Below are 21,529 nucleotides of genomic sequence, written 5' to 3' on the forward strand. Positions count from 1 at the left end.
TAAGTAGTCCCCATGCTTTGCTCGCCAGGCCGATCGCTCGCTTCCCTCGCGCTCTTCCTGCTCGCCAGCTCCTGCTCGTCCTCGCCCGACAAGGTGCAGAGCGGGCCGCTCACGCCGCCGCTCAAGCAGTGCGGCACCGAGGTGGTCAAGCGCGGCGACGGCTACAACGGCGCGGCGCGCGAGTGCATCTGGCAGGCGTACAGGAACCACGACCCGTCCGAGTTCACGACCACGCGGTACACCATCGAAGGCGATCCCGTCACCTACCGCCTCGAGGTCACGCTCACGGGCGTCGTGGTCGTCGTGGACAGCAAGGATCGCTACGCGCTCCGGGGCGTCTTCCGCCACGAGTGCCGCAACCTCGAGCGCATCATGCAGGAGGGCACCGACGACCGGTTCGGCTTCGCGCTGAGCGCGTGCTCCGGCGGCGGCGCCGACCGGTTCGCGGTCCCGTGACGAGGCCGCCGCGCGCCGGCGTCCCCGGCTCGGCCCGGCGGCCCGGTCGGCTCGCTGGCCCGACGGGAGGCCGCCCCGAAGCCGCGGCAAATCAAGACGTTGGAAACGGAACGGCGACGGGCGCGCGGCGTGAGGCGCAATCGCCCACCGTGCGGAGCCCTGCGCGGACGGCCGCGGGCGGGCGCGCCCCGAGGCCTGATCTGGTGGACGCGACCGATCCTTGGCGCGTAGGCTCGCTAGGAGCAGTCGGAGCGGGCGGCAAGATGAGCAGACGAAGCACCCCGTGTCGCGCGATCGGTCCGAGGAAGGCGCCGGAAGGGTGTGGATGACGCGATGACGGAAGACGCGCGCCCGTCGTCCGGCAGTCCGGCAGAGCGTGCCTGCGAGCAAGCTGGAGGGAAGCGCCGTGCAGCGTCACCTCGTTTTTGAAGCCGCCGGGATCAGCCATCCTGGCATGGTCCGAGAGACGAACGAGGACAGCTTCGCGATCCTCGAGCCCCGGGGGCTGTTCCTCCTGGCCGACGGCATGGGAGGGCGCGCCGCCGGGGAGGTCGCCTCGCGCATGGCGATCGATACGGTGCGTGATTTCTTCGACGACCCGGACTCCACCTGGCCTGTCGCCGTCGGCGTGGGGCCGCCCACGACGCGGGGCTCGGAGGCGCGCTACGTCGATCAGGGGCTCCCCCTGCTCGTCGCGGGCATCCAGCTCGCGAACGGCCGCATCTTCTCCGCCGCGCGGCGCGACCGGGAGAAGCGCGGCATGGGCACCACGATCGCGGCCGTGCTGGCGCGCGACGGCTTCATCGCCGTCGCGCACGTGGGCGATAGCCGCGTATACCGCCTCCGCGATCATCGCCTCGAGCAGCTCACGCGCGATCACTCGCTGGTCAACGAGTGCATCCGGCTCGGCCACCTCCTCCCCGAGCAGGCCAGCTCGTTCCCGCTCCAGCACGTGATCACCCGCGCCCTCGGCACCGACGAGGCGGTCGACGTCGAGACGCGGATCGACGCCATCGAGGGAGGGGATGTCCTCCTGCTCTGCTCAGACGGCCTGTCCGGCGTGGTGCCGGCGCAAGATATCGCAAGTATCCTGGCGACCCACGCCGATCTGGCCGGCATCGCGTCCCGGCTCGTCAAGCGCGCCAACGAGAACGGTGGCCCCGATAACGTCACCTGCGTTGTCGTGCGCTGGCGCGCTTCGCCCGGCGGCCCGACCAGGCGCTGATCCGCGCGCCCGCGCTGCCGCTCCGGCGGTGTGCGGGCGAGAGCATTGCGCTCAGCCCGCCAGTTTTTCCATGGAACACGGCGTGCCTGGAGGTGCCAGAGAGCGCGCCACCGTGTTAATGGCGGTGGGGAATCCCAATGGTCGCGCGAACGAACGGATCCACACACCCGCAATCCATCGAATCCCCGTCCCGGAGCGCGGCGCTGAGCAAGCCGGGGAAGGGCAGCTCATCGGGCGCGCGGCGCGCCGGCCCGGCGGCGGCGGAGCTCGATCCTGCGGAGCACCACCGGCCGGCGCTCAAGCTCCTCGACGCGGCGCGCGAGCCGGATTTCATCGAGGTGCTCGGATCGCGGGAGCACAACCTCCGCATCGATCGGCTGGAGGTGCCGAAGCGGAAGCTCGTGGTGTTCACGGGGGTGAGCGGCTCGGGCAAGTCGAGCCTGGCGTTCGACACGCTCTACGCCGAGGGGCAGCGGCGTTACGTCGAGACGCTGAGCTCTTACGCGCGCCAGTTTTTGGGTCAGATCGAGCGCCCGCAGGTCGAGCACCTGCGCGGCCTGTCGCCGACCATTGCCATCGAGCAGAAGAGCGCGTCGAGCAACCCGCGCTCCACGGTCGGCACGATCACGGAGGTCTACGATTACCTGCGCGTGCTCTATGCGCGCGCCGGCGAGCAGCATTGCCACCTCTGCGGCAAGCCGGTGAAGGCGCAGAGCTCGGAGCAGATCGTCGACGAGCTCCTCGGGATGCCGGAGGGGACGAAGTTCGTGCTGCTCGCGCCGCTCGTGACGCACCGGAAGGGGGAGTTCAAGGACCTGTTCGAGGAGCTCCGGGGCCGCGGCTTCGTGCGGGTCGAGATCGACGGGGCGCAGCACCGGCTCGACGAGCTGCCGAAGCTCGACAAGAAGCTCAAGCACACCATCGCGCTCGTGGTGGACCGGCTGGTCGTGCGGGCGGACGAGCGCCAGCGCATCACGGAGGGGGTCGAGGTCGCGCTCCAGGAGGGGCGCGGCGAGCTCCGGGTCGAGCTCCAGGCCGACGAGGGGGCGTCCGGGCGGCGGCGTCGCCCCGACGCTCCGCTGCTGTTCAGCGCCGCGCGCTCCTGCTGCGGCCAGAGCTTCCCCGAGCTCTCGCCGCAGAGCTTCTCCTTTAACAGCCCGCTCGGCATGTGCGGCGCCTGCAACGGCCTCGGCACCCGCCTCGAGATCGATCCGGCCCTCGTGATCCCGGATCCTGCGCTGTCGATCCGGGAGGGCGCCATCGCCCCCTGGGCGTCGGCCATGGCGCGCGGGGAGGGCTGGACGTTCCGCATCATCGACGCCGTGGCCAAGGCGTGCTCCGTCGACCTCGACGTGCCCTGGCGCAAGCTCGGGGCGAAGAAGCAGGAGATGGTGCTCCATGGCCTCTCCGGCAAGCGCATCGCGGTGACGTGGGGGAAGGAGGGGACCGAGACGCACGGCACCTGGGGCATGAAGTTCGAAGGCGTGATCCCCAGCCTGATGCGCCGGTTCCAGCAGTCGTCGTCCGAGTCGGCGCGGGACGCTTACCGCAAGTTCATGAGCGAGCGCCCGTGCGACGCCTGCGGCTCCCGGCGGATGCGCCCCGAGTCGCTCGCGGTGCGCGTCGCGGCCAAGGGGATCGCCGACGTCACCGCGATGACGGTGAGGGACGCCTACGAGCATTTCGCCCGGCTGGAGCTGCCGGGCAACCGGCAGAAGATCACGGAGGGGGTGCGGCGCGAGATCACGAGCCGGCTCAGCTTTCTCCTGAACGTGGGGCTCGACTACCTGACGCTCGACCGCTCGGGGCCGACGCTGAGCGGCGGCGAGGCGCAGCGCATCCGGCTGGCGAGCCAGCTCGGCAGCGAGCTCTCCGGGGTGATGTACGTGCTCGACGAGCCGAGCATCGGCCTGCACCAGCGGGACAACCAGCGCCTCATCGAGACGCTGCGGCGCCTCAGGGATCTCGGCAACACGGTGCTCGTGGTGGAGCACGACGAGGAGACGATCCGGGCCGCCGACTACGTCGTGGATTTCGGTCCCGGGGCCGGGCACCTCGGCGGCCGGGTGATGGCCGCGGGGACGCCCGAGGAGATCGCGCGTGACCCCGAGAGCGTGACCGGGGCGTACCTGGCGGGGCGCGCGCGCATCGAGGTGCCCGAGGCGCGGCGCGCGCCGCGCGGGTGGCTGGAGATCCTGGGCGCGGCCGAGCACAACCTGAGGAGCATCGACGTCCGCTTCCCGCTCGGGGTGCTGCTCGCGGTGACCGGGGTGAGCGGCGCCGGCAAGAGCTCGCTGGTGAACGGCATCCTCCTGCCGGCGCTGGGCCGGGCGCTTCACCACAGCACCGAGCCGGTCGGCGCGCACCGCGCGATCCAGGGGCTCGAGGCGCTCGACAAGGTCATCGCGATCGATCAGAAGCCGATCGGCCGCACGCCGCGCTCGAACCCGGGGACGTACACGAAGGCGTTCGACCAGATCCGCGAGATCTTCGCCGAGCTGCCGGAGTCGCGCGCGCGCGGCTACGGTCCAGGGCGGTTCAGCTTCAACGTGAAGGGCGGGCGCTGCGAGGCGTGCAGCGGCGACGGCATGGTGAAGGTGGAGATGCACTTCCTCGCCGACGTCTATGTCCCGTGCGAGGTGTGCGCCGGCAAGCGGTACAGCGCGCAGACGCTCGCGGTGCGGTTCAAGGGCAAGAGCATCGCGGATATCCTCGACACCAGCATCGAGGATTGCCTGCGTCTCTTCGAGCACCACGTCGCGCTGCGCCGCGTCCTCGAGACGCTGGTCGAGGTCGGCCTCGGGTACATGAAGATCGGCCAGAGCGCGCCGACGATGAGCGGCGGCGAGGCGCAGCGCGTGAAGTTGAGCCGGGAGCTCGGCAAGAGCCAGACGGGGCGAACGCTCTACGTCCTCGACGAGCCCACGACGGGCCTGCATTTCGAGGACATCCGCAAGCTGCTCGGCGTGCTCCACCGGCTGGTCGAGGCGGGGAACACGGTGGTGGTGATCGAGCACAGCCTCGACGTCATCAAGTGCGCGGACTGGGTGATCGATCTCGGCCCCGAGGGCGGCGCTGGCGGCGGCCGGGTCATCGCCGAGGGGACGCCGGAGCACGTCGCGAAGGTGAAGGGCTCGTACACAGGACAGTTCCTTAGCCCCCTTCTCCCCCCTAGGCGTTAACGAAGCCTAGCGCCGCGTTCTCCTACATTCGAACGTGGTCGTGGTCGTGGTCGTGAACGTGGTCGTGGTCGTGGTCGTGGTCGTCAACGTTGGACCGTGAACGACCACGACCGCGTTCACGTTCACGTTCACGACCACGTTCACGTTCACATTGGTGACTGATGGTGGGGCGAGCTCGTGCGCTGAATGCAACCGAACGAGCTCGGCTAACACCTATGCCCTCTTGTCCTGTGCGGGCGCTGGCCGAGCGGGGATGGATCATCTGGGGCAGAGTGGGGCAGAGAACGTCTGCGACGGCTCATTCCGACGCGCCTGAGACAGACGCATTTGTGATTTGCGTCTCTTGCTGACCATCCATTTCAGAGAAGCGCGATATTCATTGGTGGCGCCCTTGACTGATTTATTCGATCGGCTTGCGCCGCGCTGCAAAAGCGCGTAGCCGGGATCGATGGACACCAACGTGTCCAGGAGTGCGCGAGCACCCGACCAGCACCTTCAGCGAACAACATCATGAGTTCTCGTGCCAGCGGGGCTGTCGTACAGGCCCCTGCGCTCGAGATCCGTTGACGGGAGGGCCCATGCAGATCTCGAAGCATGCTCTATTTCTCGGCGTAGGACTTTGGGTGGGCGCCGCCTCGGCGGCGGCGTGTTCCGCCAGCGGCTCGTCGGCGGGCGACCCTCGGCCTGGGACCACCTCCAGCGGCGGCGGCTCGGGCGGCGACGCCGTCGGGTCGATGAGCTCCGGCGGTTTCGGCGACGACATCGGCGCCGGCACCGGGGGCGGCGACGTCGGCCCCGAGCTGGTCGGCGACCCGAAGACGTGCGCGGAGGCCGCCGCGAGCAAATCCTATATCGGCTGTGACTTCTGGCCCACGGTCACCGCGAACATCGTCTGGTCGATCTTCGACTACGCGGTCGTCGTCGCGAACGCCGGCGACGAGATCGCCGAGGTCGAGGTGACGCGCGCCGGCGCCGCGGTGGCGCGCGCCGAGGTCAAGCCCAACAGCCTGAGCAAGATCTACCTCCCCTGGGTGCGCGAGCTGAAGGGGCCCGACGCCACCCATTGCACCGGGGGCGACTCGATCACGAGCTCCGTCCGCGTCGACGGCGGCGCTTACCACCTCGTCTCGACCAGGCCGGTCACGGTCTATCAATTCAACGCGCTCGAGTACAAGGGAGAGGGCGGCCCGTCCGGGAAGGACTGGTCGTCCTGCCCTGGCAACGAGGCGTGCGCGGCCAACGACGGGGAGCCCTTCGGCTGCTTCTCCTTCACCAACGACGCGTCGCTGCTCCTGCCGAGCACCGCGATGACAGGCAACTACCGCATCACGGGCCAGCGCGGCTGGGCGGAGGCGGACTTCGGCGGCTACATCGTCATCAGCGGGATCCAGGACGGCACCAGCGTCACCGTGAACGTCGCCCAGGGAGGCTCGGTGGTCGCGGGCGACGGCATCCCCCGGACGAGCGGCGGCGGCAGCTTCACCGTCCAGCTCGACGAGGGGGATGTCGTCGAGGTCCTCGGGCACCCGAGGAGCGACCTCAGCGGCAGCCTCGTCACCGCGACCCGCCCTGTCCAGGTGCTGACGGGCATACCGTGCGTGCAGGCGCCGGTCGGCCACCAGGCCTGCGACCACATCGAGGAGTCCGTGTTCCCCGCCGAGACGCTGGGCAAGCGGTACTTCGTGACGCTCCCGACGTCGCCGGGCGGCCGCGTCATCGGCCACATCGTGCGCCTCTACGGGAACGTCGATGGCACGGCGCTGACATATCCGTCCGGCAAGCCGGACGGCGCGCCGACCACCATCGACGCTGGCCAGGTCGTCGACCTCGACGTGGTGAGGCGGGATTTCGAGGTCGTGGGAGACCACGAGTTCGCGGTCAGCACGTTCATGCTCGGCGCCGAGATCGTCGATGCGGACACCGAGTCTCGCCAGAAGGGCGATCCGTCGCAGAGCCACCCCACCGCGGTAGAGCAATACCGCTCCAAGTACGTCTTCCTCGCGCCGAGCGACTACGATGAGAGCTACGTCGACATCATCCAGCCGCTCGACGCCGCGATCACGCTCGACGACGGCTCGGTCGACGTCGCCCCGACCCCGATCGGCAACGGCTCCGGCTTCGGTGTCGCGCGTGTCCGGCTCGGCCCCGGCAACGGCGGCGCGCACGTGCTGACCGCCTCGGCGCCCGTCGGCATCCAGGTGCTCGGCTACGGCGCCTACACGAGCTACCAGTACCCTGGCGGGCTCAACCTCGTCGCCATCGCGCCCCCGCCGCCCCCGCCCCGCTGACCCCGCGCGCGCCGCGCTGGTTGTCTTTCCCGGTCTCCTGAACTAGCACCCTCGCATGACGGACGAGCCGCGCTCCTCGGCACGTCGCGCCCGCCGCGCCGCGCTCTTCGTCGTCCTGGCCAGCCTCGCCTTCGCCGCGAGCGGCCCGCTCGCCCGCTATGCGCGCCCGGTCCACCCGCTCGCCATCGCCTTCGGCCGGGTCGCCCTCGCCGCGATCGCGCTCTCCCTGGTCGACCTGCGCGCGATCGCCCGCTCGGCTGCCCGCCTCTCGCCGCGCCAGGGCGCCGCCGTCCTCTGCGCCGGCCTCCTGCTCGCCGTCCACTTCGCGCTCTTCCTCTGGGGGCTCGACCGCACGTCCCTCGCCGCGGCCCTCTCGCTCGTCTCGCTCGAGCCGCTCGCCGTCGTGCTCTGCGCGTGGGCGTTCTTCGGCGTCCGCCCCACGCGCTCCGAGCAGGCGGGCGTGCTCCTCGCCACCGTCGGCGCGCTCGTCGTCGCGCGCTCGGCCGGCGCAGGCGATCACCGGCTCTCGGGCGACCTCCTGGTCGTCGGCGCCACCCTCCTCTACGGCCTCTACGTGTCCTTCGCCCGCGCGCTCCGGGACGCGCTGCCGGCGCGGAGCTACGCCGCCCTCGTCTACGGCAGCGCCGCCGTCTTCCTCGCCGTGGCGCTCCCGTTCGCGCCCGGCGCGCTCGAGGGCGTCGCCCCGCCGCCGGCCCACGCCGCCGTCGCCATCGTCGCGCTCGCGCTCGTCCCCACCGTCGTCGGCCACACCGCGGTCCAGATCGCGGCGCGCCGCATGTCCCCATCCATCGTCGCGCTCGTGTCCCCCGGCGAGACGCTCGGCGGGATCGTCATCGGCGCCCTGTGGCTCCACGCCACCCCGACCGCGCTCGAGATCGCGGGCGCCGCGATCATCCTCGCCGGCGCCACCGTCGCGATCCTCGGGTCGAGCTCGTCCGCGGCCACGAGCGCAGGCTGACGCGCGCCCCCGCCGGCGCGCCCCCGGCTGGCGCTCGATGCCCGGCGCGGCGTGAACGCCTGACTGCGTGTGTCCGGGCAGCGGTCGCGCCGAGCGCTCACCGGCTCTGCTGCGACGGAGTTTGCCCGCGCGCGCCGCTCCGGTCGGACTCCGCGCCTCGAACACATGGATTTCACGGGAGAGGCGCCCGCGCGCGCTTGACGGTCGATGATTCGAAAGAACGCTCTCCCGCATGTACGGTGGGCTGTTTCGAAACATCCTGTTTCCGCTCTACGAGACCCGTTTGAGGGGCAGGGAGACCCTGAAAGACCTGGAGCGGATAGAGCGCTCCCAGTGGCGATCGGAGAATGAGATTCGCGATCTCAGCTTCCGGCGGATGCTCGCCGCCCTCCAGTTCGCCGAGCAGCACGTCCCGTTCTACCGGGCTCGCTTCGCCGAGCACGGCGTGCGCGCCGCCTCGGTGAAGGCGCCGGAGGACCTCCTGCGGTTCCCCGTCCTCACGAGGGCCGACCTCCGCGCCCACGGGCAGGATCTCCTCGCCGAGGGCTTCGTCGGCCGGCTCTACGCGAGCGGCACGGGCGGGTCGACGGGGGAGCCGGTGCAGTTCCGGTTCGACCACCGCACCTACGAGCGCCGCATCGCGGCCGCCATGCGGTCCGACGGGTGGGCGGGCGCCCGGCTCGGCGACCGGGAGCTCCACCTGTGGAGCGCCGTGCTGGTCAGCGAGACGCTCGCGACGAAGGCCAAGCGCTCCCTTCACGAGGCCATCCTCCGCAAGAAGATGATCTCCGCCTTCGACCTGTCCGACCGGCGCCTCGCCGCGTTGCTCGACGAGATCGCGCGGTACCGGCCGCAGCTCATCGTCGGGTACGCGAGCGCGCTGTACCACGCGGCGCGCTACGCGCTCTCGGATGGCCGCGCGCTCCCCGCGCCGCGCGGCATCGTCACCAGCGCCGAGCGGCTGTTCGCGCACCAGCGCGAGGCCATCGAGCGCGCGTTCGGCGCGCCGGTGTTCGATCGGTACGGCTGCCGGGAGCTCATGCTGATCGCCGCCGAGTGCGAGCGGCACGCCGGCAAGCACATCAACATGGAGAACGTGTTCGTCGAGCTGCTCCGGGACGGGCGGCACGCCCTCCCCGGCGAGCCCGGCGAGGTCGTCGTCACCGACCTCGTCTGCCGCTCGATGCCGCTCATCCGCTACAAGAACCAGGACGTCGCGATCGCCGCCGGCGCGCCGTGCGCGTGCGGCCGCGGGCTGCCGATGCTCGCCTCCGTCGAGGGCCGCGTCCTCGACCTGCTCGTCGGCCCCGACGGCGAGCTGCTCGCCGGGGAGTTCTTCCCGCACCTCATCAAGGACCAGCCGACCATCGCCCGCTACCAGGTCCACCAGGACCGGCGGCGCGCGCTCACGGTCAAGCTCGTGCCGGGCAAGGGCTTCCAGCCCGAGACCGCGAGGCTCATCGAGCGCCTCGTCCGGCAGCACCTGGGCGAGCGCGCGGAGGTCTGCGTCCAGATCGTCGACGAGATCCCCCTCACGAGCGGCGGCAAGCACCGGGTCACCCTCTCCGAGGTCCCCGTCCAGCTGGGCCGGGGGCGCGCAGCGTGAGCGTCGCCGGGGCTGCCGGGAGGCTCGAGCGGCGCCGGCGCCGGCCGCGCCGCGCGCTGCGCTCACAGCGCGTTTTCTACAGATCTGCTGGAGCGCCTGGTGGCGGGGGCGCGGCGGCCTGCTCACCCGGCACGCTGCTCGGCGCGTGGCCTCCCCGAAGCGCTGGCGGAGCCGCGCGGTCCGGGGTATTGGGCAGAGCAGTACGATGTCCGACGTGCAGAGACCGCTCCCGCCGAAAAAGGACGTCGCGCTGGCCCTCCTCGAGCGAGAGCCGAGCGTGTTCATCCACCTCGATCCGCGCCGGCCCGGTGTCTCCGTCCCCAAGTGGTTCACGGGACAGCCGCAGCTGATCCTCCAGGTCGGCATGAACATGGCGATCGCCATCCCCGACCTCAAGGTGGACGACGACGGGATCAGCTGCACCCTGTCGTTCAACCGCGCGCCGTTCTGGTGCCGCTTGCCGTGGCACGCGATCTGGGCGCTCGTGAGCGAGGACCAGCGCGGCATGGTGTGGCCCGAGGACATCCCGGCCGATCTCGCCGCGCAGAAGCAGCAGCGTCCCGCCGTCGCCCCGCCGCAGAAGCCCGCCAAGAGGCCGCGCCCTCGGCTCGCCGCCGTCGCGCCCCCCAGCGGCGACGACGAGCGGAGCGACGAGGCGGCGGACGAGGCGCCGGCGCGCGACAGGGCGCGCCCCCAGCTCGAGTCCGTGGAGGCCGGCGAGCGCCTCGGCGCGGGCGAGGCCCCGGCGCGGGACGCCGGCGCGCCCGTGAGGCCGCTCGCGCCGGTGCCGGCCCTCGCGCCGGTGCGGTCCACCGAGGAGCGCGAAGACGACGAATCGGGTGGCTCCGGTGAGCCCGAGCCCAAGCCTCGCCAAGGGGCGGGCAAGCCGAAGCGCGAACTGCCCCCCTATTTGCGGGTCATCAAGTAACGCTACTGACGCTACTGCTTGACGGTGCGGCTCGGCCATTCCAACTCTGGCCGGCCATGCCTCGACCGTTGCAGCGCGTCCTCACTGCGCTCCTGCTCCTCGGCGTCGTCGTCGCCCTCGAGTTCGGCTTCGAGACCCTCTTGCCGGACGCTGCCTGGCGTCAGCTCGCCCTGTTCGCGATGGTCAACGTCATCGCGGCGCTCTCGCTCAACGTCATCAACGGAATGGCCGGCCAGTTCTCGATCGGCCACGCCGGCTTCGTCGGGATCGGCGCGTACACCGGGGCGGTCGTCGCCGGCAACCTGCACCAGCACCTCGGCGGCGGCGAGCCGCTCTTCGGCAACTCGTTCGTCGTGATGCCCGCGGCGCTGCTCGCGTCCGGGCTCGTCGCGGCCCTCTTCGGCCTCGTGGTCGGCCTGCCGAGCCTCCGGCTGCGCGGCGACTACCTCGCCATCGTGACCCTGGGGTTCGCCGAGATCTTCCGCCTGACGATCGCGACGGCGACGACCGGCGGCTCCGACCAGGGGGCGGTCGGCAAGCTCCTCGGGGCGCTCGGCGGCCCGATCGGCTACGCCGGCCCCGACGACACCGGCGTGCCGCAGTACGCCGGCCCGTTCTGGATCTTCGGCTCCGTCGTGCTCGCGACGATCCTCGCCTGGCGGCTGAAGTTCTCCGGCTGGGGCCGCGCGCTGCGCGCCCTCCGCGAGGACGAGATCGCCTCCGCCGCGGTGGGCGTCGATCCGACGCGCTACAAGGTCACGTCGTTCGTCATCTCCGCCGCCGGCGGCGGCATCGCCGGCGCCCTGCTCTCGTCGATGCGCGACGGCAACCCCACGGTCCAGCCGGACCAGTTCACGTTCAACTACTCGTTCGACGCCATCACGATGGTGATCCTCGGCGGCTCGGGCAGCGTCTCCGGGGCGATCCTCGGCGGCGTGTTCGTGACCTTCACGGTGAAGCTCATCGAGCAGCTGCAGGGCCTCGACAGCGTCCTCGCGCTGAAGGCGGCCTACCCCGCGCTCGATCTGAACGCCCTCAGGATGGTGCTCTACGCGGCCATCCTCATCGGGCTGATGGTCCTCCGCCCCGAGGGGCTGTTCGGCGAGCGCGAGCTCTTCGGCCGGCGCTGGTCGCGCAGGAAGCGCTTCCCGGTGGGCCCGGCCGAGCCCGTCCCCGCCACGACCGGCGTGGAGGCGGGCGCCGGGCACGAGGGCGCGCTGCCGAGCCCTGGCGCGCCGCCCGATGAGCCGCCGCCCGGCATCACCGTCGGCCGCGAGGGCAAGCCGGCCGGGAGGGAGCTCGAGTGAACCTCGATCTGAAGCACGTGACCAAGCGGTTCGGCGGCCTGCGGGCCGTCGGCGGCGTCTCCTTCACCGTGCCCGAGCGCTCGATCTTCGGGCTCATCGGCCCGAACGGCGCGGGCAAGACGACGGTGTTCAACCTGATCACCGGCGTCTACAAGCACGACGAGGGCGCGATCCGCTTCGGCGGGACCGACCTCGCGCCGCTCCGGCCGAGCCAGATCGCGCGCCTCGGCATCGCCCGCACGTTCCAGAACATCCGCCTCTTCGGCCAGCTCACGGTGCTCGAGAACGTGCTCGTCGCCTGCGAGAACCTGCGGAGATCCACGCTCGCGTCTGCCCTGCTGCGCTCGCCGTTCTTCTTCAAGGACGAGCAGGAGATGACCGAGCGCGCCCTCTCGCTCCTCTCGGTGTTCAAGCTGGAGGACATGGCCGACGAGATCTCGACGTCGCTCTCGTACGGCAACCAGCGCCGCCTCGAGATCGCCCGGGCGATGATGCTCAAGCCGAGGCTGCTCCTGCTCGACGAGCCGGCGGCGGGCATGAACTACGGCGAGGCCGAGGGGCTCAAGCAGCAGATCCGCTGGCTGCGCGACACCTTCGACATCACGGTCGTGCTGGTCGAGCACAACATGCAGGTCGTGATGGGGGTGTGCGAGGAGATCCACGTCCTCGATCACGGCGAGACCATCTCGCACGGCACCCCGGAGGTCGTGCGCAGGGACCCGAAGGTCCTCGCCGCGTACCTCGGCGAGGAGATCGACGACGAGGCGGCCGGCGCGGCGGCGGAGGAGCCCGCATGAAGACATCGCATCCGACGCGGCAGCCCCCCTCGGTGGCCCCCGGCGACCCCCTGCTCGTCGTCGACGATCTCGCGGTCAGCTACGGCGGCATCAAGGCGCTCAAGGGCGTCAGCCTCGAGGTGCGGCGCGGCGAGATCGTGGCGATGATCGGCGCGAACGGCGCCGGCAAGACGACCACGCTGAAGACGATCGTCCGCCTCCTCCCGATCGCCTCCGGCCGCATCCGCTACGACGGCAAGGACCTCGCGTCCGTCTCGACGGAGGAGCTCGTCGCGGCCGGCATCTCGCTCGTCCCGGAGGGGCGCGCGATCTTCTCGAACCTCAGCGTCCGCGAGAACCTCGAGCTCGGCGCGTGGTGCCACAAGCACGGCCCCACCATGGCGGAGACCGTCGGCGACGTGGTGAAGCTCTTCCCCCGGCTGGGCGAGCGCATGCACCAGCACGGCGGCACGCTCTCCGGCGGCGAGCAGCAGATGCTCGCGATCGGCCGCGCCATGATGGCGCGCCCCGCCATGCTGCTCCTCGACGAGCCCTCGCTCGGCATCGCGCCGCGGCTCGTCGCGGACATCTTCGAGTCGATCGCCAAGATCGCGGCGTCGGGAACAACCGTACTCCTCGTCGAGCAGAATACCCGACTGGCGCTCAAGTACTCGACGCGCGCCTACGTGCTCCGTACTGGGCAGATCGCCATGAGCGGCGAGTCGAAGGATCTCGCGGCGAACGAAGAGATCCGCGCGGCCTACCTCGGCGGCTGATCCCGCTCCCGCGCCGGCGCTCATCGGCGCGTCGCGGCTCCCCGAGCGGGTCGCAGACGGGCCATCGCGGATCACGGCGGATCACAGCGGATCAGAAAAGAAACAGGCAGAGAGCGCTGGTGTTTCAAGCGCGTATCAACGCATCGCGTGATGCGCTGAGGCGCGATTGATATCGCTCTTTGCCGAATATGGAGTATGGTCACTGTGAGCCAGGCCATGAAGACCTGGTTTTCACAGCGGCGGCCAGAGCCGGCCGCTGACGGGGGATACCCATGGAGATTGAGAGCACGACCCGCGTTCTGGTGATCGATGACGACGCCAGCAACTCCCAGCCGCTCGTCCACTTCCTCTCATCCCGGGACTACACGGTGGAGACGTGCTGCGGGCTCGGCCATGCGCGTGACGTGCTTGCCCGCTGGCGTCCTCATGTGATGGTGCTCGTGCCCCGGGAGGAGGCGGAGCTCCACAGCGAGATGGAGGAGCTCCGCCGCATGTCGCCGCGCGTGCCCGTCGTGGTGCTCACGCCCGCGGTCGGCCCCGAGCTCATCCTGGACATGGAGGCGTTTGCGCCCACGGTGCCCGCGTGCCCGTCGCGCGGCCTCGCGTACATCGAGTCTGCGGTGGCCGACGCCTCGGCCATGGGCTGACCGCGGTCGGCCTCGGATGGGGGCCCGCGCTCACCGCGGGCCGGGTGCCACCCGGGGCAGGCGCCTCTCGCATCGGCTCGCCTCAGGCGGACGGCTCGAGCCCGTCCGGCAACCCGTCGAAGAACTCCTCCACCACGGACGCGAGCCAGGCGCGCACCGGTCCGGTCGCGCACATGCTCCTCACGACGGGCCAGAGCGCGTCCGCGAGCGCGCCGGCGTCGAGCTCGGGCGTGATCCCGAGCCGCCCCAGCGCTTCGCCGAGCGGCTCGCCCGCGTGCGCCGCGACGAACGCCGCGATCGCCTCGCTGGTCCGCGTCCGGACGGGCCGATCCCGGAGCAGCTGCGCGGCGATGTCGGCGCCGAGCTCCGCGGCGATCGCCGAGCTCTTCGCGTCGAGCTGACCGACGAGCGCGCAGATCTCCTGCTCCAGCACCCACGTGGCGACCTGCTTGCGCAGGCCGACGAACTCGGGGGTGTCGCCCTTGGCGACGAGGATGTCGTGCACCTGGCGCATCGCCGTGCGCGAGAACCCCTGCAAGAACCGGCGGATCTCCGGCTCGAGCCGCCGCTCGAACTCGCCCCGCATCGCGCCCATCGTCTTTCCGACCCCGCCGAGGCCGAAGGGGGCGACCCGCTTGAGGAGCGCGGGCAGGCCCCACTCGGCGAAGAACGGGTTCACCTTCTCGGTGAACTCCATCAGCGTGTCGTAGAGGACGTCGCGCATCACCGCGTCGAGCGCCGCGCTCTCCAGCACCTCGCGCACGAGCCGCTCCGGCACGATCTTCGGCTGCTCGAGGATGCGGTCGAGCTTGTCGCGGGCGCCCTCCGGCAGGAGCTCCTTCGCGCTCCGCCGCTCGGCGCGCGCCGCCTCGACGAGCGCCGCGAGCGCCGCGGCGGCCGCGGGCCGGACCGCCCGCCGGAGCGGCTCCTCCGCCGCCAGCGCCTCGAGCGCGCGCCCGATCGCCCCCGCGTCCACGAGCTCGCCGAGCGGCGTCGCGAGCAGCGCCGCGAAGCCGGCAGGCAGCCGCTCCCGGAAGTCGCGCGCCGCCGCCTCCGAGACGAGCCGCGCCTCGAGGAACGCGATCTGACGAGCCTTCAGTTCATTAAGTAGGGCGCGATCCATCGGGAGAACCGATAGCCCCGAGCCCCCGCGGGTGCCAGGCGCAGATGACCCCGGGCCTCTGCCGACGCGGCGCGCGGCCCCTGCCCAGGACCCGAAACCGCGCAGTACTGTGAATCTGCCCAGCGGGTGAGCACCCTACTCATCGAACGTGGTTTCGGAGGAGCCTTACCAAAAACACCTTACCTGGAGCTCCAGTATCCGGGGACTCCCTGAGTCGGCGCGCCGCTCGCGTACGTGCGTTCGTGCGGCGCACCTGCGGGCAGCGCCGCGCGCCCGGGCGAAGCGGGATTGTCGGTGATTGTCATTTCCCGCGGGGAGCGACTCGGGCCGAAGTCAACTTTGCGGACCTCGCGACAGAGAGTTGCAACGAATTACAAGTGCCTGACAACTTCGGATCCAGCGGATGGTACGCGTTCGTTGTCTGCCGGCGCCTGCAGGGGTGGAGAGCGGCGTTCTCGCCCGGTCCCACGGCTGCACGGCAACCCGCCGGCGGTAGGTGCTCGCGATGCTCTCCCTGCTGCTCTGTGTCCTCTACTTCGGCGTGCTGCTCGGCCTCAGCGCCTACGGCCTGCACCGGCTGCATCTCGTGGTCCTCTGTCGCCTGAACCGCGCCAAGATCACCCGCGCGCAGGAGGTCGCGGCCCTGACCGATCGCGACCTCCCGCCGGTGACGATCCAGCTCCCGCTCTTCAACGAGTCGACGGTCGCGGCGCGGCTGCTCGATGCCGTCGCGAAGATGGACTACCCGCGCGACAAGCTGGAGATCCAGGTGCTCGACGACTCGACGGACGAGACGCAGGGCCTCGTCCGCGCGCACGTCGAGCGGCTGCGCGCGCTGGGCCTCGACGCGGTGTACCTGCACCGCGTGGACCGCGTCGGCTACAAGGCGGGGGCGCTCGACGCGGGGCTCAAGATCGCGAAGGGCGAGCTGGTCGCGATCTTCGACGCCGACTTCATCCCGCAGCCGGACTTCGTGCGGTCCATCGTCGGCCACTTCGAGGACCCGACGGTCGGCATGGTGCAGACGCGGTGGGGCCACCTGAACCGCGACGTCTCGATCCTCACGCAGGTGCAGGCGCTCATGCTCGACGGCCACCACCTCGTCGAGAACCGCGCGCGCTTCGGCGCGGGCCTCCTGTTCAACTTCTCCGGCACCGGGGGGATGTGGCGCAAGGACGCCATCCGCGAGGCGGGCGGCTGGCAGCACGACACGCTGACCGAGGACCTCGACCTGTCGTACAGGGCGCAGCTCGCGGGCTACCGCTTCATCTACCGCGAGGATGTCGTCTCGCCCGCGGAGCTCCCCGAGGACATCTCGGCGCTGCGCGCGCAGCAGTACCGCTGGGCCAAGGGGACGGTGCAGACGGCGCGCAAGCTGATGGCGACCGTGCTGAGCGCCAAGCTCTCGCTCGGGCAGCGGATCGAGGCGTTCTTCCACCTCACGCCGCACTTCGCCTACCCGCTGCTGGTGCTGCTGAGCATCCTCTTGCTGCCGGCGCTCGTCCTGTTCCCCGCGGCCGACACGCTGACGATGATCGCCATCGATCTGCCGCTCTGCACGGCGACGACGGGGTCGCTCGCGGCGTTCTACATGCTGGCCGAGACGGCGCAGGGCCGCTCGCGCTGGGGCGCGGTCAGGCGCCTGCCGATGCTCATCGCGCTCGGGACGGGGCTCGCGCCGTACCTGTCGAAGGCCGTGATCGAGGGGCTCCGCAGCATGTCCGGCGAGTTCGTCCGGACGCCGAAGCAGGGCGACAACAAGGGCCGGTACAAGGTCCGCACGGACCTGCCGATCACCGAGGCGATGCTCGCGGTGCTGTCGTGCGGCGCGGTGGTCGCGTCCGTGGAGACGGGGCACTACTTCGCCACGCCGTTCGCGGTGCTCTTCGCCGTCGGCTACCTCTACGTGGCGTTCCTGGTCGTCCAGGAGCAGATCGTGCGCCGCCGCGATGTGGCATCGAGCGCGCCGGTCGTCGGCTGGAGCGACGCGCGGCCGAGCGAGGCGGCCGTCGTCGGCGCCTGGTCCCGGCAGTCGACGAAGGAACGCCACCTCGGCGATCTTGCCGTCTGAGCGGATCGTCGCCGCCGAGCCCATCCTGCGCCCGTGGTCGCGCCGGTGAGCCTGCCGGATTCCTGGCCGCCGGATCGAGGGTGCGAGGTGTGGGGCGCTGCTCGTGGGGTCGCAGGTTCGCTCCGAGCGCTGCGTTGCTCGGGGGGCTCCACGAAGCGTGCCTGGTGCACATCGGGCGAAGCCTGCGTAACCCCCTAGACCTTACCGACGCACGCTGGCATTCTGCCCTCCAGGCCGGTCGGGGGACCGCACGCGGCTTCCTGAACGGTCTTCAGGGGTTGCGGCGCGTCCCCCCTTCTGCAAGGGCGATGGGGGTGTCATGACGAAAGCCGAAATCGTTCAGGCGGTCTACTCCCGCCTTGGGGGGTTCTCGAAGAAGGAATCTGCCGATCTGGTGGACCTCGTGTTCGAGACCATGAAGGAAACCCTGGGTCGCGGGGAGAAGATCAAGATCTCTGGATTCGGCAACTTCGTGCTGCGCGACAAGCGCCAGCGGCAGGGTCGCAACCCCCAGACCGGCGACCCCATCCTGATCACGGAGCGCCGGGTCCTGAACTTCAAGGCGAGCCAGATCTTGAAGCAGGCCCTCAACCCGCGTGAGACGGCCTCGGCGGCCGAGGAGTAGACTGCTTGGCGGTGCGCGCGCAGCTTCCGGCGAAGCTGTACTACCGGATCGGCGAGGTGGCCGGCATCGTGGGGGTCGAGCCGCACGTGCTCCGGTACTGGGAGACCGAGTTCCGCTCCATCCGCCCGCAGAAGTCGGCGAAGGGGCAGCGGGTCTACAGCCGGCGCGACGTCGAGACGCTCCTCAAGGTCAAGGAGCTGCTCTACTCGCACCGCTTCACGATCGCGGGCGCGCGGCGCAAGCTGCGCGAGGGCGGCATCGAGCCGCCGACGCCGGACACGGGCGCGAGCCACGAGGAGGTGCAGCGGATGCGCACGGCCCTCGTCGAGATCCGGACCGAGGTGATCGCGCTGATGGATGAGCTCGAGCGCGTCTGAGCTCCACGGCGTGGCGCCGGGCCTCGGGTTGCGCCTTGTGTTGCCGGCCGGGGCGAGCGGCGCGCCGGAGGAGGCGCTTCCCGCGATCGACGTCTCCGCGATCGCGGGCGCGAAGGTGACGCTCCTGCGGGGCGTCGAGGCGGACGGGCTCTCGCTGCGCGCGGTGTGCGTGACGGCCCCGTCGCGGCAATGGGTGACCGGCCTGGAGGAGCTCGTGCTCGATCGGGCCTCGGGGCTCGTGCGGGGGGGCCTCGGGATAGCGATCGAGCGGTGGGAGGCAGGGCCGATCCACGCGCAGTCGCACCGGTTCGAGCAGGCGTTCGAGGGAGCCGGGAGGGCTGGCGCGCGCGCGGTGGTGATCCGCGGGCAGCACGTGCTCGGCTTCGCCGGGAGCGAGCACGACGCGGCGCTCTGCAGCCTGGCCTGCCTGGAGCCTGCGCAGGGGACGGGCGCTCGGTGCGGCGCGCTGCTCGGCGCGACCGCGTTCGAGGGCGTGTTCGTGGCGCCACCTGAGCCGGGACTGCTCGTGCGGACGATCTTCCTCGCCGCGGAGCAGCCCCTCGCCATGACCGCGGCGCTCGGAGTGCTCGCGGCGGCGGGGGTGACCATCCTGCTGGCGCGGCGGCCGCGGCCGCGGCCCTAGGACGGGGAAAAGGGGCTCGTGGAGAGCTGCCCGGCCCTCGGAGAGGGCCTATCGCGTGGATGCGAGATGTTGAAGAGAGATGCGTACGCCAGGCTGATGACTCGACCGGGCAGGGGGAGCGATCAGAACGGGATGTCGTCGTCGTTGCCGCCGCCGCCGTAACCGCCGCCGCCGAAATCGTCGGGCGGAGGACCTGGATCCTGCGCAGCCGGCGCGGGGCGACCGCCGCCGCCGCGGTTGTAGCCGCCACCCGCCGGGCGGCCGCCGCCGCCGCCGCCGCTGTAACCGCCGCCGCCGCCACCACCGCCGCCGCCACCGCCGCTGTAGCCACCGCCACCGCCGCTGTAGCCACCGCCGGGATCAGCGCCGAACGCGCCTGCGTCATCGCCGACAGCGCCGCGACCGCGGCCCCCGCCCGTCAGCAGGACGTTGTTCGCGATCACCTCGGTCTTGTAGCGCTTGTTGCCATCCCGGTCGTCGTAGCTCGACGTGCGGAGCGAGCCCTCGATGAAGATCGAGGAACCCTTGCTGAGGATCTTGCCCAAGGCCTCGGCGCGCTTGCCCCAGATCACGACATTGTGCCAGTCCGTCCGTTCTTTCCGGACCTTGTCGCGGTCCAGGTACGACTCGGTCGTCGCGAGCCGCAGGTTCAAGACGGCCTGACCCCCCTGGGTGAACCGGAGCTCTGGGTCGGCGCCCAGGTTGCCGAGCAGCATTACGCGATTCAAGCCTTCGGCCATCGTCACTCCTTCCCTAGGAGGGGCTCAGCGCACGCTGCGCTGAACGAACGTCGCCTGCTTCACTCCCCCATGGGGGCCGACGCGTCAAGGGTCGTGGCGCGCCGAAAAGCACGCGGCGCGCCCGCGCGGCGGGACCGGCGTGGGCCTCGGCACGGGCGGCGCGGCGTCGCTCGATCGCCGTCCGATGGCCGTCCGATCGCCGTCCGATCGCCGTCCAATTCCGCCAGGCTCCGCGCAATTCCGCGTGATTCCGCTCACCCGCCCGCTCCGGCTTGCGCGAGGAGGTCGGCCAGGAAGAGCCGGGCGATCGTGAAGTAGAGGAGGATCCCCAGGACGTCCACGAGGCTCGCGATGAACGGCGTGGAGCTGGTCGCCGGATCGAGGCCGATGCGCCGGAGCAGGAGGGGGAGCATGGCGCCGACGGTGCAGCCCATGAGGACGATCGCCATCAGCGTCACGCCGATCGTCAGGACGAAGCCGGTGCCGTCGCCCCAGAGCCAGACGCGGAACATGCCGATGACGGAGAGGATAAGGCCGAGCACGACCGCCTGCCCGAGCTCGCGGACGAGGACGCTCGCCCAGTCGCCGACGCGCACGTCGCCGACGGCGAGGCCGCGGATGATGAGTGACGACGACTGCGAGCCGGAGTTGCCGCCCGTGGAGATGAGCAAGGGCACGTAGTAGGCGAGCGTCGCGACGGCCTCGAGGTCGTGCTCGAAACGCCGGAGCACCTCGCCGGTCATGAACTCGCCGACGAACAGCACGGCGAGCCACGGGGCTCGCTTCTGGATGAACGTCCAGAAGCTCGTCTTGAAGTAGCTGTCCTCCATGGGGCCGACCGCGCCGAGCCGCTGCATGTCCTCGGACTGCTCCTCCGTGAGGACGTCCATCACGTCGTCGACGGTGATGACGCCGAGCAGCTTGCGGTCCGCGGAGAGCACGGGCAGCGCGTTGAAGTCGTACTTGGCCATGGTCCGCGCGACCTCTTCCTGGTCGGTCTCGGGGCTGACGGCGAAGACGTTCTCGGTCATCACGTCCGCGAGCTTCTCGGACGGCGAGGCGAGCAGCAGATCGCGCAGCGACACGACGCCGATGAGGTGCCCGCGATCGGAGACGATGTACACGTAGTAGATGGTCTCGGCGTCCTCACCGACGGCGCGGATGCGCTCGATCACGTCGGCGACCGTGAGGTGGATGCCCACCGACACGTAGTCGGTGGTCATGAGGCCGCCGGCGCTGTCCTCGGGCCACTTGGCGAGCTCCTCGACCTCGGCCGCCGCCTCGGGGTCGACCTTCTCCAGCGTGGAGAGCAGCGTGCCGCTGACCTGGTCCGGGAGGGCCTCGATGAGGTCCGTGCGGTCGTCGGCCGCCATCTCGGAGACGATCGGCGCGATGCTCTCGATGCCCATCTGCTCGACGAGCGCCTCCTGGGTCTCGCCGTCGAGGCGCTCGAAGATGGGCGCGGCCTCCTCGGCCCTGAGCGCCATCAGGACCTTCGCCGCTTCGGCGTCGTCCAGCAGGCCGATGAGGTCGGCGAGGTCCTCGTCGTGGATCTCGTCCAGCAGGTCGGAGAGCTGCGCCGGATCCTCGGTGAGCAGCTGCCGTACCTCCGGGACCATGGCGAGGGCGACGCGCAACATGCCCGGGCACTGACCACAACTCGGCCCTGCTGGGAAGCGGCAAACCCCACCGGCGCCGGGCCCGCGACCCACCCAGCTCCCCGGCGCCCCACCCAGCTCCCCGCATCGACCGAGGTTGGGTTGCGGCGCCGCGGCCGACC

Annotated in this window: 18 protein-coding genes; 15 read left to right on the forward strand and 3 right to left on the reverse strand. The window is 71.0% G+C overall.

All coding sequences use genetic code 11. The features are described from left to right. The first annotated feature begins 12 nt into the window (after positions 1-12). From WMF12_RS44880 to WMF12_RS44930, 11 genes are all read left to right on the forward strand, one after another. The gene (locus WMF12_RS44880; protein WP_437854850.1) at positions 13-456 is read left to right on the forward strand and encodes a hypothetical protein; all 444 of its coding nucleotides are present in this window, start codon (positions 13-15) and stop codon (positions 454-456) included. Positions 457-910: 454 nt separating this feature from the next. Beyond that, the gene (locus WMF12_RS44885) at positions 911-1,681 is read left to right on the forward strand and encodes a PP2C family protein-serine/threonine phosphatase (RefSeq protein ID WP_437854852.1); all 771 of its coding nucleotides are present in this window, start codon (positions 911-913) and stop codon (positions 1,679-1,681) included. 137 nt (positions 1,682-1,818) lie between these two features. Further along, a complete protein-coding gene (gene uvrA, locus WMF12_RS44890; RefSeq protein WP_437854855.1) occupies positions 1,819-4,863 on the forward strand; it encodes an excinuclease ABC subunit UvrA in 3,045 nt (1,014 codons plus the stop codon). A gap of 578 nt (positions 4,864-5,441) precedes the next feature. After that, complete coding sequence (locus tag WMF12_RS44895; protein ID WP_437854857.1) at positions 5,442-7,151, forward strand: IgGFc-binding protein; 1,710 nt, start codon at positions 5,442-5,444, stop codon at positions 7,149-7,151. Positions 7,152-7,206: 55 nt separating this feature from the next. Further along, complete coding sequence (locus WMF12_RS44900) at positions 7,207-8,130, forward strand: DMT family transporter (protein ID WP_437742882.1); 924 nt, start codon at positions 7,207-7,209, stop codon at positions 8,128-8,130. A 283-nt stretch (positions 8,131-8,413) separates the two neighbouring features. Further along, positions 8,414-9,736 carry a phenylacetate--CoA ligase family protein gene (locus WMF12_RS44905; protein WP_437854859.1) on the forward strand — a complete coding sequence of 441 codons (1,323 nt, stop codon included), beginning with the start codon at positions 8,414-8,416 and terminating at the stop codon, positions 9,734-9,736. Between the two features lie 205 nt (positions 9,737-9,941). Then, positions 9,942-10,664 (forward strand): ClpXP protease specificity-enhancing factor SspB, encoded by a 723-nt coding sequence (locus WMF12_RS44910; RefSeq protein ID WP_437742884.1) that lies wholly within the window; start codon positions 9,942-9,944, stop codon positions 10,662-10,664. A gap of 56 nt (positions 10,665-10,720) precedes the next feature. Beyond that, entirely contained in the window at positions 10,721-11,971 is a 1,251-nt protein-coding gene (locus WMF12_RS44915; RefSeq protein ID WP_437854861.1) for a branched-chain amino acid ABC transporter permease, read from the forward strand. After that, positions 11,968-12,768 carry an ABC transporter ATP-binding protein gene (locus tag WMF12_RS44920; protein WP_437854863.1) on the forward strand — a complete coding sequence of 267 codons (801 nt, stop codon included), beginning with the start codon at positions 11,968-11,970 and terminating at the stop codon, positions 12,766-12,768. Before WMF12_RS44915 ends, WMF12_RS44920 begins: the two co-directional genes overlap by 4 nt. Next, entirely contained in the window at positions 12,765-13,523 is a 759-nt protein-coding gene (locus WMF12_RS44925) for an ABC transporter ATP-binding protein (RefSeq protein WP_437742887.1), read from the forward strand. Before WMF12_RS44920 ends, WMF12_RS44925 begins: the two co-directional genes overlap by 4 nt. A 272-nt stretch (positions 13,524-13,795) precedes the next feature. Then, positions 13,796-14,170, forward strand: coding sequence for a response regulator (locus WMF12_RS44930; RefSeq protein ID WP_012241215.1), 375 nt, complete (start codon positions 13,796-13,798; stop codon positions 14,168-14,170). A gap of 82 nt (positions 14,171-14,252) precedes the next feature. Here the strand turns inward: WMF12_RS44930 and WMF12_RS44935 are convergent, their stop codons facing one another. Beyond that, on the reverse strand, positions 14,253-15,293 hold the full coding sequence (locus WMF12_RS44935; RefSeq protein WP_437854866.1) for a hypothetical protein: 1,041 nt from the start codon (positions 15,291-15,293) through the stop codon (positions 14,253-14,255). 505 nt (positions 15,294-15,798) lie between these two features. Here WMF12_RS44935 and WMF12_RS44940 point away from each other — a divergent pair. The 4 genes from WMF12_RS44940 (at position 15,799) to WMF12_RS44955 (ending at position 19,009) form a co-directional block, all read left to right on the forward strand. Further along, positions 15,799-17,364: a glycosyltransferase family 2 protein gene (locus tag WMF12_RS44940; protein WP_437854868.1), complete on the forward strand. Its 1,566-nt coding sequence runs from the start codon at positions 15,799-15,801 to the stop codon at positions 17,362-17,364. A 319-nt stretch (positions 17,365-17,683) separates the two neighbouring features. Next, complete coding sequence (locus WMF12_RS44945) at positions 17,684-17,989, forward strand: integration host factor subunit alpha (RefSeq protein ID WP_012241218.1); 306 nt, start codon at positions 17,684-17,686, stop codon at positions 17,987-17,989. Positions 17,990-18,000: 11 nt separating this feature from the next. After that, positions 18,001-18,366, forward strand: a complete 366-nt coding sequence (locus WMF12_RS44950; protein ID WP_437854870.1) for a MerR family transcriptional regulator — start codon at positions 18,001-18,003, stop codon at positions 18,364-18,366. Further along, positions 18,347-19,009 carry a hypothetical protein gene (locus tag WMF12_RS44955; protein ID WP_437854873.1) on the forward strand — a complete coding sequence of 221 codons (663 nt, stop codon included), beginning with the start codon at positions 18,347-18,349 and terminating at the stop codon, positions 19,007-19,009. The genes WMF12_RS44950 and WMF12_RS44955 overlap by 20 nt, the downstream gene beginning before the upstream one ends. Before the next feature lie 122 nt (positions 19,010-19,131). On the opposite strand, the gene WMF12_RS44960 is transcribed toward WMF12_RS44955, so the two are convergent. Both WMF12_RS44960 and mgtE read right to left on the reverse strand, forming a co-directional pair. Further along, complete coding sequence (locus tag WMF12_RS44960) at positions 19,132-19,749, reverse strand: single-stranded DNA-binding protein (protein WP_437854874.1); 618 nt, start codon at positions 19,747-19,749, stop codon at positions 19,132-19,134. A gap of 254 nt (positions 19,750-20,003) precedes the next feature. Then, positions 20,004-21,389, reverse strand: coding sequence for a magnesium transporter (gene mgtE / locus WMF12_RS44965; protein WP_437854877.1), 1,386 nt, complete (start codon positions 21,387-21,389; stop codon positions 20,004-20,006). Positions 21,390-21,529 lie beyond the last annotated feature (140 nt).

This window comes from Sorangium sp. So ce363, from assembly GCF_051520435.1.
In the GTDB taxonomy this organism is placed as follows: Bacteria; Myxococcota_A; Polyangia; order Polyangiales; family Polyangiaceae; genus Sorangium; species Sorangium cellulosum_B.

What these genes read in the sequence shown, in the direction of transcription:
- WMF12_RS44880 (WP_437854850.1), top strand. Translation starts at nt 13, where the DNA reads ATGCTTTGCTCGCCAGGCCGATCGCTCGCTTCCCTCGCGCTCTTCCTG.
- WMF12_RS44885 (WP_437854852.1), top strand. Translation starts at nt 911, where the DNA reads ATGGTCCGAGAGACGAACGAGGACAGCTTCGCGATCCTCGAGCCCCGG.
- uvrA (WP_437854855.1), top strand. Translation starts at nt 1,819, where the DNA reads ATGGTCGCGCGAACGAACGGATCCACACACCCGCAATCCATCGAATCC.
- WMF12_RS44895 (WP_437854857.1), top strand. Translation starts at nt 5,442, where the DNA reads ATGCAGATCTCGAAGCATGCTCTATTTCTCGGCGTAGGACTTTGGGTG.
- WMF12_RS44900 (WP_437742882.1), top strand. Translation starts at nt 7,207, where the DNA reads ATGACGGACGAGCCGCGCTCCTCGGCACGTCGCGCCCGCCGCGCCGCG.
- WMF12_RS44910 (WP_437742884.1), top strand. Translation starts at nt 9,942, where the DNA reads ATGTCCGACGTGCAGAGACCGCTCCCGCCGAAAAAGGACGTCGCGCTG.
- WMF12_RS44915 (WP_437854861.1), top strand. Translation starts at nt 10,721, where the DNA reads ATGCCTCGACCGTTGCAGCGCGTCCTCACTGCGCTCCTGCTCCTCGGC.
- WMF12_RS44925 (WP_437742887.1), top strand. Translation starts at nt 12,765, where the DNA reads ATGAAGACATCGCATCCGACGCGGCAGCCCCCCTCGGTGGCCCCCGGC.
- WMF12_RS44930 (WP_012241215.1), top strand. Translation starts at nt 13,796, where the DNA reads ATGGAGATTGAGAGCACGACCCGCGTTCTGGTGATCGATGACGACGCC.
- WMF12_RS44935 (WP_437854866.1), bottom strand. Translation starts at nt 15,293, where the DNA reads ATGGATCGCGCCCTACTTAATGAACTGAAGGCTCGTCAGATCGCGTTC.
- WMF12_RS44940 (WP_437854868.1), top strand. Translation starts at nt 15,799, where the DNA reads ATGCTCTCCCTGCTGCTCTGTGTCCTCTACTTCGGCGTGCTGCTCGGC.
- WMF12_RS44945 (WP_012241218.1), top strand. Translation starts at nt 17,684, where the DNA reads ATGACGAAAGCCGAAATCGTTCAGGCGGTCTACTCCCGCCTTGGGGGG.
- WMF12_RS44955 (WP_437854873.1), top strand. Translation starts at nt 18,347, where the DNA reads ATGAGCTCGAGCGCGTCTGAGCTCCACGGCGTGGCGCCGGGCCTCGGG.
- WMF12_RS44960 (WP_437854874.1), bottom strand. Translation starts at nt 19,749, where the DNA reads ATGGCCGAAGGCTTGAATCGCGTAATGCTGCTCGGCAACCTGGGCGCC.
- mgtE (WP_437854877.1), bottom strand. Translation starts at nt 21,389, where the DNA reads ATGTTGCGCGTCGCCCTCGCCATGGTCCCGGAGGTACGGCAGCTGCTC.